The organism is Phycicoccus sp. M110.8 (assembly GCF_032464895.1).
Taxonomy (GTDB): domain Bacteria; phylum Actinomycetota; class Actinomycetes; order Actinomycetales; family Dermatophilaceae; genus Pedococcus.
In genome coordinates, this window is the sequence record NZ_JAWDIC010000002.1 from 187,898 (window position 1) to 204,232 (window position 16,335).

A 16,335-nucleotide genomic window follows, 5' to 3' on the forward strand; every position below is an offset into this window, starting at 1 on the left:
GCCATCCCGGGACGTCCCGGGATCCACAGCTGGGAGAGCACAGTGAGCACAGCCGCCGACACCGTCGTCGACCGGCCCGCACCGAAGCGGGACCGCACGCACTACCTCTACCTCGCGGTCATCGCCGCGATGGTCCTGGGCATCATCGTCGGGTTCGCCTTCCCCGAGTTCGGCATCAAGCTGAAGTGGCTGGGCACCGGCTTCGTCAGCCTCATCAAGATGATGATCACCCCCATCATCTTCTGCACCATCGTCCTGGGCATCGGCTCGGTGCGCCGCGCCGCCCAGGTCGGCAAGGTCGGCGGCCTGGCCCTCGGCTACTTCCTCACCATGTCGACCTTCGCGCTGGCGATCGGCCTCGTGGTCGGCAACATCGTCAAGCCCGGCTCCGGCCTGCACCTCACCGCCGAGCTGGCCAAGGCCGGCCAGGCGCAGGTGGGCGACAAGAGCGAGACCACGGTCGACTTCATCCTCGGCCTCATCCCCGACACGCTCGTGTCGTCGCTCACGGCCGGGTCGGTCCTGCAGGCGCTGTTCGTGGCCCTGCTCGTCGGGTTCGCGCTGCAGAAGATGGGCCGCGCCGGTGAGCCGATCCTGGTGGGCATCAAGCACTTCGAGCGGCTCGTCTTCCGCCTGATGGCGATGGTCATGTATGCCGCGCCGATCGGCGCGTTCGGCGCCATGGCCGCGCTCGTGGGCGCGACCGGCACCAAGGGACTGACCAGCGTGCTGAAGATGATGTTCGGGTTCTACGTGACGTGCGCCGTGTTCGTCTTCGTGGTCCTCGGCGCGGTCCTGTACCTCGCGACCCGGGTCAACATCTTCAGGCTGCTGAAGTACCTGGCACGCGAGTTCCTGCTCATCCTGTCGACGTCCTCGTCGGAGTCGGCCCTGCCGCGGCTCATCGCGAAGATGGAGCACGCCGGCGTGTCCCGCCCGGTGGTCGGCATCACCGTGCCGACCGGGTACTCGTTCAACCTCGACGGCACGGCCATCTACCTGACGATGGCGTCGCTGTTCGTCGCCGAGGCGCTGGACAAGCCGTTCACGTTCGGCCAGCAGATCTCGCTGCTGGTGTTCATGATCATCGCGTCCAAGGGTGCGGCCGGCGTCAGCGGCGCCGGCCTGGCCACCCTGGCCGGTGGCCTGCAGGCGCACCGGCCCGACCTGGTCCCGGGCGTGGGCATCATCGTCGGCATCGACCGGATGATGAGCGAGGCGCGGGCGCTGACCAACTTCGCGGGCAACTCCGTCGCCACGGTCCTCATCGGCCACTGGGTCGGCGAGCTCGACCGGCCGCGCCTGGACCGCGTCCTCGCCGGCGACCTGCCGTTCGACGAGCGGACCATGGTCGACCACGAGGACGAGGAGCCGGTCACCGACGTCGCGCAGGAGCGCACGGCGGCGCTGCCGCAGCCGGTGGGCCCCGCTCGCTGAGCCGGCCCTCCCCTGACCCGCGGGCCCGTCCCCTCCTCGAGAGGTGGCGGGTCCGCGGCACGTCCGGGCGCCTGCTCAGCCCACCCCGAGGCTGGTCGCGACGACCCGGGCGACGCGTCGCCCGGACACGAGCGCCCCCTGGATGGAGGAGGTGTCGCGGTGGTCGCCGGCGACGAAGAGCCCACCGCCGAGGTCGACGGGGCGGCGCACCACGAGCGGCGGGGCCACGAGCGGCAGCGCCTCGCGCACGTCGTGCCTCGCCAGCAGGTCCCACCCGGCGGTCGACGTCGACCACAGGCGGGCGAGCTCGGCCCGGACCAGGCCCTCGTCGTCCGGCGCACCGGACAGCGTGGTGGCCTGCACGAGGCGGCGCCCCGGCGGGGCGTACGACGGCGCGGCGTCGGACACGACCGCCGTGTTCACGACCGGCCCCCGTTCGCCGTCCACGCGCAGCCAGCGGCTCGTCGGCGCCGGGTCGGTCGTCGAGAACCACCAGGTCCGCAGCCCGTTGACCCGCGCCTGCGGCACGACGCCGAGCCGGGCCGCGGACGTCAGGTCAGTCGCGACCACCACCGCCCGGGCGGTGACCTCGCCGTCGGGGGTGCGCACCGTCGTCCCCGCGCCCAGCTCGGCGGCCGCACCGAGCCGGACCGGACGGCGCAGGCCGGCCGCGAGCTGGGCCGGCAGCGCCCGCATGCCGTCGCGGGGCAGGCCCGGGGTGCCGAGCAGGAAGGAGCGCACGAGCAGGAGCACGTACTGCGCGGAGGTGGCGCCCTCGTCCTCGGCCAGCACGCCGGCCAGGAACGGCTCGAGCACCTCGTGCCGCAGGGGCCCCTTCACCCCCGCTGCGTCGAGCGAGCCGGACAGGGACGTGTCGGGGCTGCGCAGGAGCCACCGGACGGGTCCGAGCGAGGGCGCGGCCCAGGCGGCGAGACGGCCCACTTCCCCCGGCGTGACCAGCCCGCTCGCGAGGGTGCGCAGCAGGGAGCCGGGCTCGCGGCGCGGGTCGGCGAGCAGGGCGGTGACGCCGCCGCGCCGGACCTCGACACCGGCACCGAACGACTGCAGTCCGAGCGCGCCCAGGTCCACGACCCTGCGCACCGCGGGGTAGGACGGGTTGAGCAGCTGGAACCCGACGTCGCACAGGTGCCCGTCGACCACGTCCGTGCGCACCCGTCCCCCGACGCGGTCCGAGGCCTCGAGGACAAGGACGTCGAGCCCGCGACGCTCCAGCTCGAGGGCACATCCCAGGCCGGCCAGGCCGGCTCCCACCACCACGACGTCGTGCACGGGAACACCGTCGCACGAGCGGTGCCGCACCGCTCGCCACGCCTGCCACCGCCCGGCCCGTCACCGCCCGGCCCGCTGCCGGCCCACTGCTGGGCCGGGCGCGCCGAGGGCCGCGGTCCCGCCCGGGACGGGTCCGGACGGCATACGGTCGGCACGTGACCGAGCTGCGCACCGACCGACTGCTCCTGCGGCACTGGCGGGAGGAGGACCGCGAGCCGTTCGCGGCGCTCAACGACGACCCCGACGTCATGGAGCACTTCCCGCACCACCTGACGCGCGAGCAGAGCAACGCGATGGCCGATCGCATCGCGACCTTCCTCGACGAGCACGGATGGGGCCTGTGGGCCGTCGAGGTGCTCGACACGGGGCAGTTCATCGGCTTCACCGGCCTCGCGGTGCCGCGCTTCGAGGAGCACTTCACGCCCTGCGTCGAGGTCGGGTGGCGGCTGGCGCGCGACGGCTGGGGGCACGGGTATGCCACGGAGGCGGCCCGCGCGAGCGTCGCCCACGGCTTCACCGAACTCGGCCTCGAGGAGATCGTGGCCATGGTCGTGCCGGCGAACGACCGCTCGCAGTCGGTGATGCGCAAGCTGGGCATGACCCGCGACGAGGGCGCCGACTTCGACCACCCGCTCATCGAGGAGGGCAGCCCCGTCCGGCGGCACCGCCTCTACCGGCTGGCCCGCGAGGAGTGGGCACGCGGCGCCGGGTCCTCATCGGGCACGGCAACGGACTCGGGCTCGGGCTCGGGCTCAGGCTCAGGCTCGGGCTCGGGCTCGGACTCGGGCTCGGACGGAGGATCGCGATGACGTCGACACCCGACACCGTGGTCGGCGAGCTCGCCCCGACGGGGGCGCTGCGCGTGTCGATCAACCTCGGCAACCCGGTCCTCGCCCAGGGCGACTCCGGCGCACCCCGCGGCGTCACCGTCGACATCGCCCGAGAGCTCGGCCGGCGGCTCGGGGTGCCGGTGCAGACCCTGTGCTTCGACGCGGCCCGGAAGTCCTACGAGGCGATGGCCGACGGCCGTGCCGACCTCTGCTTCCTCGCCGTGGACCCGGCCCGCGAGGAGCAGGTCGCGTTCACCCGGCCCTACGTGGCGATCGAGGGTGTCTACGTCGTGCGCGAGGAGTCCCCGGTGCGCACTGCGCAGGACGTCGACCGCGCGGGCGTGCGCGTCGGCGTCAAGGAGGGCTCGGCGTACGACCTACACCTCACGCGCGAGCTCACCGGCGCCGAGGTGGTGCGCGGGTCCGAGGGTGTCGACGTCTTCGTCGCGGAGGGGCTGGAGGTCGGCGCCGGGATCCGCCAGCCGGTCGAGGCGTTCGTCGACTCCCACGCCGGGTACCGGGTCGCCGAGCCGGCGTTCATGCAGATCCGCCAGGCCGTGGGCACGCCCCGGGGCCGCTCCGAAGCGGCCGTGGCAGGCCTCGACGCCCTGGTGGGCGACCTCGTCGCCGAGGGGTTCGTCGCGCGCTCGCTCGAGCGTTCCGGCCAGTCCCCGACCCTCGTCGCGGACGGCCGACCATGACGGATGTCATGGGCCCGGGAGTTCCCTGACCGAACACAGACCAAACCGGCACGAGACTGCACCCTGCGCTTCACCTGCCGGCACGCCGGCTCGGCTTTGATCCCGAGCCATGCGAACCCCCTCCCCCACGCGCCGCACCCGGCGCCTGCTGCCGCCCGCCCTGGTCGGCCTGCTCACCGCCGTCCTCGGCGCCGCCGGACTGGCCGTCGGCACCGCCCCGGCGCACGCCGTCACCGACGCTCCGCACTGCTCGACCTCGGGCACCTGGACCCCCGGCGAGTTCAACATCTACTGGTTCGACGTCGACCAGGGCGACAGCCAGCTCGTCGTCGGGCCGACCGGCCGGACCCTGCTCGTCGACCTCGGCGAGACCTCGTTCAACACCACCGGCACCAACACCAACGCCACCAAGGTCGCCGCGCAGATCCGCTCGATCTGCGGCATCGCCTCCGGCCCCGTCCACCTCGACTACGTCATGGCCTCCCACCACCACCTCGACCACATCGGGTACCCGCGCGTCCCGGGTGACACCACGGCATACGGCAACGGGCTGTGGCAGCTCCTCGCGCCAGCGGCCAGCGGCGGGTTCGGCTTCACGGTCGGCCAGCTGATCGACCACGACGGCGGCACCTGGCAGGACAGCAACGGAGACGGGACGTGCGAACCCGGCACCTCCACGGCCCCCTCGACCGAGATCAGGTACGACAACGCCGGGACGACCTCCGGCACGGGCGCCCGCTTCATCTGCTGGCTCTACGGGCCCGCGGCCCAGGCCGACCGCGCCGACATCAACGGCAAGGTCGTCCAGCTGACCAACACCTCCACCTGGCCGTCCCTCGACCTCGGGACCGGGGTGACCTCGACCATCGTCGAGGCCAACGCCAAGGGCGTCATGCAGGCCGACGGCACCACGCCGGTCAGCGGTGACCACCACCTCGATGCCTCCCCGCCGAGCGAGAACGACTACTCGATCGGCGTGCGGTTCGCCTTCGGGCCGTTCGCCTACGCGACCGCCGGCGACAGCGACGGCGAGTACGCCACCAGCGCGAACAGCTACACCTACAACGACGTCGAGTCGCTGCTGAAGACGAAGATGGGCACGGTCAACGCGCTGCGCGCCAACCACCACGGGTCGGCGCACTCGTCCTCGGACGGCTACGTCACCTCGACCGACCCGCAGGTCGCCTTCATCTCCTGCGGCGTCAACTCCTACGGCCACCCCGGCAACCGCACGCTCGACGCGTTCCGCACAGTCGGCGCCGACATCTTCCTCGCGAACGACCCGTGCGACACCACGGACACGACCGGGGCCGCGATCGACTACACGGGCACCTACAACCACAACGGGACCGTGCACCTGGCGACCTCGGGCTCGGGCGCCGGCTTCACCGTCGCCTACGACGCGGGCACCCGCAGCTACACGACCCGCGCCAGCAGCGGGACCGGTGGCACCGGTGGCACCGGGGGCACCGGCGGATCCCCGTCCGCGGTCAAGGTCAACGAGATCCTCATGGCCCCGAGCGGCACGGGCACCGAGTGGGTCGAGCTCTACAACACCGGCACGTCGGCGGTCGACCTGAGCGGCCTGTACATTGACGACGCCGCCGGGGGTGGCGGGTCGCCGCGACAGATCCCGGCCGGCACGACGATCGCGGCCGGCGGACACTGGGTCATGGACATCCCGTCGGGCTACCTCAACAACACAGGCGCGGAGTCGGCGCGGTTCCTGGCGATCAGCGGCGGCGTCGAGACGGTCTACGACACCTACAGCTGGAGCCTGGGCTCGACCCAGTACGACAAGGTGTTCCACCGCACAGGCGACGGCGGGGCCTGGTGCGGCACCATCTCCAGCGCGGTGACCAAGGGCACCGCGAACCCGACGACGTGCCCGTGAGCCGGCTCCGCGGCGGCGTCGTCGCAGCCGGGGTGGGCGCCGTGCTGCTGCTCGGGTATGCCGGGCACGCACTCTCCGGGGCGGCGCCCGCCACCGCCGCGGTAGGGTCCGCGGCGCAGCCGACCCGCCCCGCCATGGACCGGCTGGTCCTGGTCAGCGGCCGGGACGACCACGGGCTGGTCGAGCTGGCGTCGGTCCCCCTGACCGACCGTGCCGGCCGCGGCGCGGTCGTGGGCACGGTCCCGGACGGCACGCTGGCCCGGCCGACCCGGGTGCTCGGCACCCAGGTGGAGGTCACGAGCCTCGACAGGACGGGCGTCACCGGCTGGGTCGACGACTACCGGCTGCGTGGTGAGCTCCGGGCGGCCGGGGCGGGCGATCCGTGCACCGGTGACCAGGTCGTCGCCACGCGCGTCGCCGGGTCGCGGGTGCTCGTGCACGCCCTGGACGGGAGCCGGCCCCGGTGGGTGGCCCGCTCGGCGCTGGCCGAGGTGGTCTCGGCGGCCACGTGTGCGGGCGGACCCGCCGGGTCCGACCACGGCTCGCCCGGGTCCGACCACGGCTCGCCGGGGCACCGCCACTAGGCGGGCTGCAGCCGGCACCAGCACGCACGGCCAGGAGCCGGGGGCGCCGTACCGCCCCCGGCTCCTGCTGCGCGACGGCCCCGGCTCAGCCGGTCGTGGCCGCCCCGTAGATGTCCTGGTCGAGACCGCCCGCGTTGGGGCAGGTGTCGGCCGACCAGGTGCCCGAGGCGTCCTGCGTGCGGCACTGCAGCACGTCGAAGCCCGTACCTCCCGCGTACCGCGGGTCGTCGCCACCGGCGACCTGACGCGTGTCGGTCCAGGTGTTGTAGGCGTTGGCGCCCACGGACGACACGTAGTTGTAGTCGCCGTGGAAGGGCACGCGCCGGTCACCGAACATCTCGTAGTTCGGCATCTGGCTGGTCGTGCTCAGCCGCGTCACCGACCAGGTGGCGCCACCGTCGCGCGATGACGCGGCATACGTGTCCAGACCGGGTGTGGCGGCGGCGAAGCCCGCGGAGTCGCGGACGGCGCCGTTGTTCCCGGGCGGGTACTGGACGCTGTAGGCGGGGTCGTTGCGGCTGTCGTGCCAGACCGCGTGCAGCACTCCCCCGTCGGCGTTGACGTCGGGGAAGAGCTGGTGGCCGGTCGGCGTGGGTGCCAGGCGTGCCGGCGTGGACCAGTGGCCGTTGTCGAGGACGGAGAAGTAGATCGCGCCCTGCCCGACCCGCAGCGTCGACCCGGCCGGGTCGGCGGTGTTGTAGGTCGTGGCCGACGGCACCTCGGACCCGGGGACCGTGGCGTCGTAGACGAGGTAGACCCGCTGGTCGGCAGCCTTGGGGTCGGCCGTGATCCGCGGCTGGCTGTCGTGCCGGAAGAACACGAAGCCGCTCGTGCACGCGAACGGGCCCGAGCCGCAGTCACGGCTGTCGCCGACCGACGCCTCGCCGGCCTCGGCGGCCGGCCCGTCGGCGTGCTGGTAGGCCTGCTCGTGCGCAGCGGCCGCTGCGGTCGGGTTGCCCGCGGTGTCGGCTGCGTCGAACGGCTCGAACGGCGTCGCGACCTGGGGCTTGCCGAAGGTGGCGCCGCCGTCGGTCGAGACGACGTACGCGACCGCGTTCTCCTGGTGCCCGCGAGAGCTGTCGAACTGCCGGTAGGCGATGTACACCGTGCCGTTGCTCGTCACCGCGATGTCGGCGAACTGGACGTTCTTCGACCCGACAGACAGCTTGGCCGGCTGGGTGAAGGTGGCGCCGTGGTCGGTGCTGCGCGTGAAGTAGATGGCGTTGTTGCCGTTGATCCCCTGGAAGAGCGACCACGCGGCGTAGACGTTCCCGTTGTGGGGCGAGGAGACGCCGCGGTCGACCTCGATGGAGGTCTTGTCGTTGAACCGGCCGTTGAGCGCGGGGCCGGCCTTGCCGACGATGACGGTGCGCACGTAGTGGGTGGCGTCCTGGTCGTACGTGGCGACCCACACCGAGCCGTTCTGCGGCGAGACGCGGTTGAACGCGTTGCCCATGTAGAACAACCGGCCCGAGGTGTCCCAGGCCTGCACCGGGTCACCGGCGTTGGTGATGCCCTGCTGCTGCAGCGGGCTCGCCTTCCCCTCGGGCGACTGGTCGGTCGGGTAGCCGGGCAGCAGGCTGTCGGTCCACGTGCGACCCGAGTCGGTGCTGCGGTAGAAGCCGGCCCACGTGCCACCGGCGAGCTCGACGGTGCAGTAGTCGTTGGACCCGGCCACGACCACGTCCGTCATGCGCGCGTCGATGGCGGTCGAGGGCTCGTTCTGCTGGCGCCGGTTGGCGCCGCAGGCTGTGATGGCGTCGCCGGGTGTGGGGACCCGGCCGTTCGCCTTGACGTATGCCGCGTCGACCGTGACGGGCACGTCCGTGACCGTCACGGTGGACGCCGAGGCCGCCAGGAACGACGACGCCCCGGCGAGGGCGGCGACCGTCAGCCCTGCGGCGGCGGCTGCTCGGGTGCGGTGGTGGCGCATGCGCCTCTCCCTTCCGCGCGAGGTGCGCGGCCCTGCGCCCCCCTTGGTGTGGTGGCGCGTCCGGAAGCGACCGACGGTTGCGGCCGCCATCGTCAGATCGACGGCTCGCGCGCGGGAGGGGTACGGCCCTGCGGGTGCGTGGGCAAGCGGTCCGGCGGGCCCACCCTGCCACCGGGTCCCGGGCGGCACAACCCCCATACGAGGACGAAACCGCAGGTCAGCCGCGGACGAGCGGACGGGCCCTTGGTCCCTGTTCTGCGTCACAGCGGTGCCCCACCGTTGGCGCAGAAGGGGCGAGCCGGTCGAGGGCGTGCGGCCCCGGGCGCTCGCCAGGAAAGGAGCGCCCCATGGTCTACCTCGTCCCGGCCGGCTCCGGAGCGGGCACCTACCTCGACTGGGGAGTGGTGCACCTGTCGCTGACCAACGCCGTGATCATCGTCCTGATGCTCGTGCTGTTCGCGGCAGCCCTGCTGCTGCCCTTCCCCGGTGCGACTGCACGCAGCCACGACACGAGCGCGGGCGTGCGCAGCGCGCCGCCAACGGCGTCGCCGGGCTCGACGGGGCCCGGCTCGACGGCACCCGCGGCGCCGGGCTCCCCCGACGAGGGGACGGAGGCACGGCGATGAGCTCCTCGACCAGCTGGACCGTGTGGCTGCGCGAGCGCGTCAGCCGGACCGTGCCGCCGGGCCAGGTCCTCCCTGACCGCCAGCCGGCCTACGTCGCCTCGTGGATCTACGTCTTCGGTGTCCTCACCCTCGCCTCGCTGGTGGTGGTCGTGCTCACCGGCATGGGGCTCAGCATCGGGGGCGTCGGGTGGTGGCACACCTCGACCCTCGGTCGCTACGTCAACAGCCTGCACCTGTGGTCGGTCGAGCTCTTCTTCGTCGTCATGGTGATCCACCTGTGGGGCAAGTTCTGGATGGCCGCCTGGCGCGGTGGCCGCGCCCTGACCTGGATCACCGGGGTCGTGGCGTTCCTGGCCTCGATCGGCACGGCCTTCACCGGCTATCTCGTCCAGACCAACTTCGACAGCCAGTGGATCAGCACGCAGGCCAAGGACGGCCTCAACTCGGTCGGCATCGGCGCCTTCTTCAACGTCCTCGACACCGGACAGATGATCCTGTTCCACGTCGTCCTGCTGCCGTTCGCGGTCGGCATCATCGCCGTCGCCCACGTCATCCTGGTCCGCCGTCACGGCGTCGTCCCGCCGATCGACGAGGTGCGCACCGGGACAGGGGCCATGTCCGAGACCGCGGCCGAGGAGGTGCGGCCATGACGACGCTCACGCGGCCGCGGGTGCAGCGGGTCACGCCGGACTCGCACGGCTTCCCCACGCGGCCGTACGACCTCGTCAAGGAGTTCGTGCTGGCGCTGGCGGCCGTCGTCGTCCTCACGGCAGTGTTGGCCGCGGTCTTCGGGTCGCCCGACGAGAAGGCGCTCACCCTGCAGGACTGGGCCAAGGCCGCACCGAACGACGTCGTGGCGACCGCCGTCGCTGAGCTGTCCGGCGACTCCACGAGCGCCTCCTACGGACCGCCCTACAACTCCGCCGCCACCGGCCAGACGCTGCTCGGCGTGCCGCTGCAGAAGTGGGCGGGCGTGCGCTACCCGGTCGACTCCGCGAACGACCTCGTCCTCACCCCGCTGCGGCGCTCCAACCCTGGCCCGGTGGTCGCCACGGCCCTGGGGGTCTGGTCGGTCGCGACGACGGCCCAGCGCGCCCAGTGGGCGACCACGTACGAGGCGGCACTCGGCAAGGCGGACGGCAACCCCGCCAAGGTGGCGGCCGGGCAGTACGGCCCGGTGCCGGCGATCGCGAACGGCTTCGAGCGGCTCGCCGCGTCGGGCGGCCTCGAGCAGCAGCTCGGCGGGAGCACCTTCTACCGCAGCGACCCCACCCGTCAGCTGCTCCTGCTGGCCGACGGGAGCCACCTCGAGGACCAGGCCCGCGCCCGCAGCCTGGGTGGCGACCAGTGGGGGATGATGAACGAGACCGGCAACTACCCCGGGCAGCCGTGGCTGTGGCTCTACACCTTCTGGTACCAGGTGCCGCCGTTCTCCACCTCTGACAACGCCGACGCGCTGGTGTGGGGGCTGATGATGGTGCTCACGCTCGGGCTGGTGCTCGTGCCCTTCATCCCCGGCCTGCGTGACCTGCCGCGCTGGATCCCGGTCCACCGGCTCATCTGGCGCGACTGGTACCGGCGTTCCGCCCGGTGACCTCCGGTTCGCGGGGGTGGCACGGCATGGCGCCGTGCCACCCCCGCCCTGTGGTCACTTCAGCGACATCACCGGCTCGCCGGAGGACGTGAGCCCGGTCGAGCTGCGGGTGCAGGTACCCGACTTCGGGGTCCCGCCGTTGTACGCCTGGCGCAGGCAGCTGCGCAGCGCGAGCTCACCCCAGTAGTTGGGGTGCAGCGACTCCTGGACGTAGTAGTCGCTCGTCGCCGTGGAAACGGTCCGGATCTGGTTGACCCACTCCGTCTTGTCGACCGCGCCGGCCCCGGTCCAGCTGGACAGCCCCTCCTCCTCGAGCAGCCCGACCGTGTTCTCGCAGAGGCGCCGGCTGTTGAAGGCCGTCGCCAGCTCGAGCACCCGGGTGTTGGACAGCCCGGTCGCCGAGACGGCGTTCTTCACGCTGCTGTTGATCGTCGACAGCGCCGTGGAGTTGGCCCAGTCGGCGTCCTTGTTCCAGAAGCCGCACCCGCCGGTGTTCTGCCGCGTGTAGCCGCTCTGGGGGTACCGGATCCCGGAGCCGCCGGGCAGCGGCGACATGTAGTCCTGGACCATCAGCGTCCACTGCGAGTCGGCGTAGCCCGCGTTGCGCATCGCGGTCGCCACGTTGAGCAGGGCGTTCTTGATGGCCGTGGTCTGGGCGCTGACGTTGCTGCTGGTGAAGTTCGCCGTGACCGAGGAGTCGTCGTTGCAGTAGTTGGGCCACAGCGACGAGGACGTCAGGAAGTCCGAGACGCAGGACTGGACGATCGAGCCGAAGTTGAAGTCGTTGCCGCCGATGGAGACCGCGACCATCGTCACGTTGTGGCTGCTGGCGTAGGCCTGGAGCATCGTCGCCTGGCCCTGGTTGCCCGCGCCGTTGTCGTAGAAGTCGAGCCCGGGCTTGAAGTAGCCGTTGGAGTCGGTGTACGTCGTCGTCTTGGCTCCCGAGCAGGCGAGGTTCATGCCGTTGACGCCACCACCGAGGTGGACCTCGGCCGCGTGGGAGCGGTGGCACCGCGGGATCGTCTCGGCGGTGTCGGACGCGTTGTCGTAGTAGGCGGTCGAGCCGAGCGCGTCGACGTACTGCGACCCGGTGTTGGTGTTGCCGGCCCAGCGGCCGGCCTCACCCGAGATGTACGAGTCGCCGACCGTGACGACCGTGGGTGTTCCGGCGCCGGGGCCGTCCGCGAGCGCCGGGGCCGGGAGGGCCACGACCAGGGTCGCGGCGGCCAGGGCGGCGCCGGCAGCCAGGGCGGCAGGGGTGCGCCTGCGGCGCCGGGTGGGGGATGAAGCAGGCACTGCATCTCCGATCCGCCGGGTCGCGCCATTGCGACCCGGCTGTTGTGCGCCTGGCCCCGCGGCGGCGTGCGGACCGGTGCGTGTCCAGTTGACGACGCCCATGCAAGCGTGTTCCTGACCCTCGGTAAGGCAAGCCGGGGTCAAGCATTGGTCTGGTTTCAGGCAAGGGGGCCGCCGACGTGCGGCACACCCCCGGCATACGGTGGGCGCATGCCCAACCGCCTCGCGGACTCCACGTCCCCCTACCTGCTCCAGCACGCCGACAACCCCGTCGACTGGCAGGAGTGGGGTGAGGAGGCCTTCGCGGAGGCGCGTCGCCGCGACGTGCCCGTCCTGCTGAGCGTCGGGTATGCCGCGTGCCACTGGTGCCACGTGATGGCGCACGAGACCTTCGAGGACGAGGAGGTCGCGGCGGCGCTCAACCCGCACTTCGTCGCGGTCAAGGTCGACCGGGAGGAGCGGCCGGACGTCGACGCGGTCTACATGAGCGCCACCACCGCGCTGACCGGTCACGGCGGCTGGCCGATGACCTGCGTCCTCACCCCGGACGGCGAGCCGTTCTTCGCCGGCACGTACTTTCCCAGGGCGCAGTTCCTCCAGCTGCTGGCGCAGGTCCGCACGGTCTGGGCCGAGCAGCGCGTGCGGGTGCTCGAGAGCAGCGCCCACATCGCCGGCCGGCTGCGTGAGATGTCCTCTGCCGCAACCCCGGCCGCCCTCGACGACCGTGCCCTGGCGCAGGCGGCAGCAGGCCTGCGTCGCCAGTTCGACGACGCCCGCGGCGGCTTCGGCGGGGCTCCCAAGTTCCCGCCGTCGATGGTGCTGGAGTTCCTGCTGCGCCACCACGCCCGGACCGGGTCGGCGGACGCGCTGGCGATGGTGGAGCGCACCTGCACCGCGATGGCACGCGGCGGCATGTACGACCAGCTCGGCGGCGGCTTCGCCCGCTACTCCGTCGACGCCGACTGGGTCGTCCCGCACTTCGAGAAGATGCTCTACGACAACGCCCAGCTGCTGCGCGTGTACTCGCACTGGCTGCGGGCCACCGGCGACCCCCTGGCCCGCCGCGTCGTGGCCGAGACGGCGGAGTTCCTGCGGCGCGACCTCCTCACGGGCACAGGGGGTTTCGCGTCCGCCCTGGACGCGGACACGGAGGGCGTCGAGGGCCTCACCTACGCCTGGACGCCCCAGCAGCTCGTCGAGGTCCTCGGCGAGCACGACGGCGCCCGCGCCGCAGAGCTGCTGTCCGTGACCGAGGAGGGCACGTTCGAGCACGGCTCCTCCACCCTCCAGCTGCGCGCGGACCCGGACGACGCCACGTGGTGGGCCGGCGTGCGGTCCCGCCTGCTGTCGACCCGCGACGAGCGCCCGCAGCCGGCCCGCGACGACAAGGTCGTCACGTCCTGGAACGGGTTGGCGGTCGCCGCCCTCGCCGACGCCTCGATCGCCCTCGACGACCCGTCGCTGCTCGAGCTGGCCCGTGCCTGTGCGGAGTTCGTCGTCGGGACCCACCTCGTCGACGGACGCCTGCGCCGCTCCTCGCGCGACGGCCGGGTCGGGGCCGCAGCCGGGGTGGCCGTCGACCACGGCAACCTGGCGGAGGGCCTGCTCGCACTGCACCAGGCCACGGGTGAGGCGCGCTGGCTGGAGACCGCCCGGCAGCTGCTCGAGGTCGCGGTCGAGCAGTTCGGTGCGGACGACGGCGGCTTCCACGACACCGCTGCCGACGCCGAGCCGCTCGTGCTCCGGCCCCGCAGCCCTGCCGACAACGCCGAGCCGAGCGGCCAGTCCGCCATCGCCGGCGCCCTGCTCACCTGCTCGGCCCTGACGGGCGACACGGCGATGCGCGACCGTGCCGAGGCAGCGCTGTCGTCCTCCGGCTTCCTCGCCGCGCGCGACCCCCGGTTCGCGGGGTGGGCGCTGGCGGTGGCCGAGGCGTCCGTGGCCGGACCGCTGCAGGTGGCCGTCGTCGGCGAGGGCGTCGACGCCGCAGAGCTCCTCGCGACGGCACGGGCCTCGTCGTCACCGGGGCTGGTCCTCGCGCACGGCCGGCCGGACTCCCCCGGTGTGCCGCTGCTCGCCGACCGTCCGCTCGTGCGCGGCGCCGCCGCGGCATACGTCTGCCGCGGGTTCGTGTGCGACGCGCCGGTGACGGACGCGGCCGCGCTCAGCGCCGCACTGGCCCGGTGACCTCCGCCGCCAGCCGGCCTGCGTCCCAGCCGGGGACCGCCCCGGGGCACGACAGCAGGTAGTCGGCCACCTGGTCGTCGTCGAGACCGTGCGCCTCGCGCAGCCCGTCGGCCATGGTGCGCAGGTAGGCCGGTGCAGGCGGGTTTCGTTGCACCGCAGCGGGATCCGGCGTGGTGAAGGTCAGGACCGGGTGTTCCTCGAGCTCACCCACGAGCAGGAGGGACTCGTAGCGCCCGGGCCCGACGTCGTGCCGCGCGTGCTCGAGCACCTGCGCGAGGTCGAGGTCGGTGCCGGGCTCGCGGTGCATCTCCTGCGCCGCCACGTCGGCGAACTGCTGGTCGGTGACGAGGTAGGCCCGGGCCAGCGTGGTGCCGCCCGCACCTGCGTCGTAGAACGCGATCCCACCACCCCAGGTGGGCGACTCCCAGCCGAACAGGACGCTCCCCGGGAGGGTCATCGGCCGGTCGTCCGCGGGCGCGGCGCCGTTGCGGGCGCCGGGGTAGCTGCGCCGGGCCCCCTGGGGCCGGCCTCCCTGCACGTAGCAGAGGAAGCGGTCACGTCGGAGGTTGCTGCCGTAGCACGCGTACCAGACCTGCACGCGCTCCACCGTGCCACACGGTGCTCAGAGCACGAGGTGCCGGTATGCCGGCTCGGCCAGCTCGAGCGCCCCGGCGCCGGCCACCGGGTCCACGAACAGTGCCGTGGCCCAGACGTCGGCCCACAGCAGGGTGGGACCCCACACCGTGGCCGACCCGGACCGCTCCACGGCTGCACCGGAGCGCGGGTCGAGGATGTGGGCGCCACGGGCTGCGGTGCCGGACGTCGCCAGCCCACCGCGGGTGAGCTCCACGGTCGCCGCGACGCGGCTGCGGTCGCGCGGGTCCTCGATCCCGATGCGCCACGAGGACGGAGCCGCGCCGTACCCGGCACCGGCGACCAGGTCGCCCCCGGCGCCCAGGCAGAACGAGATGCCGGGGACGTGCGCGAGGTGGGCGGCGGCCCCCTCGACCGCCCAGCCCTTGACCAGGCCGGTGGGGTCGTAGCCGCCGTCGGCGGTGTGCGCGCTGAAGAGCCCGCCGGTTCGCAGCTCGGCGACGGTGCACAGCTCGCGCACCTCCGCCAGCCACGGGTGGGCGTCACGCGGGTCCAGCTCGCCCCTCAGCGCCCGCGACAGCTCGCTGTCGGCGCGCCACGTGCTGAAGACCTCGTCCACCTTGCGCAGGTGGGCGAAGAGCTGCCCGACGGCGGCGTCGGCGGCCGGCGAGTCGACGTCCCCCCGCAGGTGGACGGAGACCGGCATACCCATGACCTGCTCGACGAAGGCGCGCCGTGGGGCGTCCGTGGTGCCGTCCGTGACGCCATCCGCGGTGCCGCCACCGCTCGGGGCCGGGGTCACGGCCGCCGTCACAGGTGCGCCTGGTCGATCGCCGACTGCAGCGACTGCAGGTAGCCGTCGGAGGTGACCGTCGCCCCGGAGACCATGTCGATGTTGGCGCTCTGTGCCTGCACGGCCTCCTGGTTGAGGACGGGCAGCGCGTAGGAGTTGATCTCGACGTCGCGGCCGTTGTTGTTCGGGTAGACGATCGCCTCGGCGTTGGTGATCTTGCCGCCCTGGACCGTGATCCGGACCTGGACCGGACCCCAGCGCGTCTGCGCGGTGTCGCCGTCGTAGGTCTTGGTCGCCGAGGAGCTGCTCGACCCGCTGGAGGACGAGCTCGACGAGCCGGAGCTCCCTGAGGAGGAGCCGGAGCTCCCGCTCGACCCGGACGTGCCGCTGGAGCCGGAGCCGGTCGGGCTGCTGCTCGAGCCGGAGCTGCCCGAGCTGCCGGAGGCCGACCCCGACTGGGCCACCACGGGGGCGGCGAGCGAGGTCCCGGCGCCGGTCGAGGTGTGATAGCTGAACAGCAGGACGAGGGTGGTGAGGGTGGACAGTCCCCACAGGGTGATGCGTCGCACGGGTGCT

15 protein-coding genes are annotated in these 16,335 nt (G+C 72.9%); 9 read left to right on the forward strand and 6 right to left on the reverse strand.

The annotated features are described in order from the left end of the window. Nucleotides 1-42 precede the first annotated feature (42 nt). On the forward strand, nt 43-1,437 hold the full coding sequence (locus RKE38_RS12365) for a cation:dicarboxylate symporter family transporter (protein ID WP_316007792.1): 1,395 nt from the start codon (nt 43-45) through the stop codon (nt 1,435-1,437). Nucleotides 1,438-1,512: 75 nt separating this feature from the next. Here the strand turns inward: RKE38_RS12365 and RKE38_RS12370 are convergent, their stop codons facing one another. Next, nucleotides 1,513-2,727 (reverse strand): NAD(P)/FAD-dependent oxidoreductase, encoded by a 1,215-nt coding sequence (locus RKE38_RS12370; protein ID WP_316007793.1) that lies wholly within the window; start codon nt 2,725-2,727, stop codon nt 1,513-1,515. A 155-nt stretch (nt 2,728-2,882) separates the two neighbouring features. On the opposite strand from RKE38_RS12370, the gene RKE38_RS12375 reads away from it, so the two are divergent. The 4 genes from RKE38_RS12375 to RKE38_RS12390 all read left to right on the forward strand — a co-directional run bounded on the left by RKE38_RS12375 (nt 2,883) and on the right by RKE38_RS12390 (nt 6,736). Beyond that, nucleotides 2,883-3,536, forward strand: a complete 654-nt coding sequence (locus tag RKE38_RS12375; RefSeq protein WP_316007794.1) for a GNAT family N-acetyltransferase — start codon at nt 2,883-2,885, stop codon at nt 3,534-3,536. Beyond that, nucleotides 3,533-4,258, forward strand: a complete 726-nt coding sequence (locus tag RKE38_RS12380; protein WP_316007795.1) for a transporter substrate-binding domain-containing protein — start codon at nt 3,533-3,535, stop codon at nt 4,256-4,258. The genes RKE38_RS12375 and RKE38_RS12380 overlap by 4 nt, the downstream gene beginning before the upstream one ends. Before the next feature lie 109 nt (nt 4,259-4,367). Then, a complete protein-coding gene (locus RKE38_RS12385; protein ID WP_316007796.1) occupies nt 4,368-6,152 on the forward strand; it encodes a lamin tail domain-containing protein in 1,785 nt (594 codons plus the stop codon). Then, entirely contained in the window at nt 6,149-6,736 is a 588-nt protein-coding gene (locus tag RKE38_RS12390) for a hypothetical protein (RefSeq protein ID WP_316007797.1), read from the forward strand. The genes RKE38_RS12385 and RKE38_RS12390 overlap by 4 nt, the downstream gene beginning before the upstream one ends. A gap of 85 nt (nt 6,737-6,821) precedes the next feature. Here RKE38_RS12390 and RKE38_RS12395 read toward each other — a convergent pair whose 3' ends face one another. Further along, the gene (locus tag RKE38_RS12395) at nt 6,822-8,669 is read right to left on the reverse strand and encodes a sialidase family protein (protein ID WP_316007798.1); all 1,848 of its coding nucleotides are present in this window, start codon (nt 8,667-8,669) and stop codon (nt 6,822-6,824) included. A 347-nt stretch (nt 8,670-9,016) separates the two neighbouring features. On the opposite strand from RKE38_RS12395, the gene RKE38_RS12400 reads away from it, so the two are divergent. From RKE38_RS12400 to RKE38_RS12410, 3 genes are read left to right on the forward strand one after another with little or no spacing between them, the layout of a single operon-like run. Further along, on the forward strand, nt 9,017-9,295 hold the full coding sequence (locus tag RKE38_RS12400; protein ID WP_316007799.1) for a hypothetical protein: 279 nt from the start codon (nt 9,017-9,019) through the stop codon (nt 9,293-9,295). Next, the gene (locus RKE38_RS12405) at nt 9,292-9,945 is read left to right on the forward strand and encodes a cytochrome b N-terminal domain-containing protein (protein WP_316007800.1); all 654 of its coding nucleotides are present in this window, start codon (nt 9,292-9,294) and stop codon (nt 9,943-9,945) included. The genes RKE38_RS12400 and RKE38_RS12405 overlap by 4 nt, the downstream gene beginning before the upstream one ends. Further along, nucleotides 9,942-10,889, forward strand: a complete 948-nt coding sequence (locus RKE38_RS12410; protein WP_316007801.1) for a hypothetical protein — start codon at nt 9,942-9,944, stop codon at nt 10,887-10,889. The genes RKE38_RS12405 and RKE38_RS12410 overlap by 4 nt, the downstream gene beginning before the upstream one ends. A 54-nt stretch (nt 10,890-10,943) precedes the next feature. On the opposite strand, the gene RKE38_RS12415 is transcribed toward RKE38_RS12410, so the two are convergent. Further along, nucleotides 10,944-12,185 (reverse strand): hypothetical protein, encoded by a 1,242-nt coding sequence (locus RKE38_RS12415; protein ID WP_316007802.1) that lies wholly within the window; start codon nt 12,183-12,185, stop codon nt 10,944-10,946. Between the two features lie 210 nt (nt 12,186-12,395). Between RKE38_RS12415 and RKE38_RS12420 the strand changes: the two genes are divergently transcribed. Next, on the forward strand, nt 12,396-14,372 hold the full coding sequence (locus RKE38_RS12420) for a thioredoxin domain-containing protein (RefSeq protein ID WP_316007803.1): 1,977 nt from the start codon (nt 12,396-12,398) through the stop codon (nt 14,370-14,372). Here RKE38_RS12420 and RKE38_RS12425 read toward each other — a convergent pair. The 3 genes from RKE38_RS12425 to RKE38_RS12435 are packed head-to-tail and all read right to left on the reverse strand — an operon-like array spanning nt 14,350 to nt 16,328. Next, complete coding sequence (locus RKE38_RS12425) at nt 14,350-14,979, reverse strand: histone deacetylase (RefSeq protein ID WP_316007804.1); 630 nt, start codon at nt 14,977-14,979, stop codon at nt 14,350-14,352. The two genes, RKE38_RS12420 and RKE38_RS12425, sit on opposite strands and share 23 nt — an antisense overlap. Nucleotides 14,980-14,994: 15 nt before the next feature. After that, nucleotides 14,995-15,780: an FAD:protein FMN transferase gene (locus tag RKE38_RS12430; RefSeq protein WP_316007805.1), complete on the reverse strand. Its 786-nt coding sequence runs from the start codon at nt 15,778-15,780 to the stop codon at nt 14,995-14,997. Continuing rightward, the gene (locus RKE38_RS12435) at nt 15,777-16,328 is read right to left on the reverse strand and encodes an FMN-binding protein (RefSeq protein ID WP_316007806.1); all 552 of its coding nucleotides are present in this window, start codon (nt 16,326-16,328) and stop codon (nt 15,777-15,779) included. The genes RKE38_RS12430 and RKE38_RS12435 overlap by 4 nt, the downstream gene beginning before the upstream one ends. Nucleotides 16,329-16,335: the final 7 nt, after the last annotated feature.

Bases quoted from the DNA above. Each gene is read 5' to 3' on its own strand.
- RKE38_RS12380 (WP_316007795.1), top strand. From the start codon at position 3,533: ATGACGTCGACACCCGACACCGTGGTCGGCGAGCTCGCCCCGACGGGG.
- RKE38_RS12385 (WP_316007796.1), top strand. From the start codon at position 4,368: ATGCGAACCCCCTCCCCCACGCGCCGCACCCGGCGCCTGCTGCCGCCC.
- RKE38_RS12395 (WP_316007798.1), bottom strand. From the start codon at position 8,669: ATGCGCCACCACCGCACCCGAGCAGCCGCCGCCGCAGGGCTGACGGTC.
- RKE38_RS12400 (WP_316007799.1), top strand. From the start codon at position 9,017: ATGGTCTACCTCGTCCCGGCCGGCTCCGGAGCGGGCACCTACCTCGAC.
- RKE38_RS12405 (WP_316007800.1), top strand. From the start codon at position 9,292: ATGAGCTCCTCGACCAGCTGGACCGTGTGGCTGCGCGAGCGCGTCAGC.
- RKE38_RS12410 (WP_316007801.1), top strand. From the start codon at position 9,942: ATGACGACGCTCACGCGGCCGCGGGTGCAGCGGGTCACGCCGGACTCG.
- RKE38_RS12420 (WP_316007803.1), top strand. From the start codon at position 12,396: ATGCCCAACCGCCTCGCGGACTCCACGTCCCCCTACCTGCTCCAGCAC.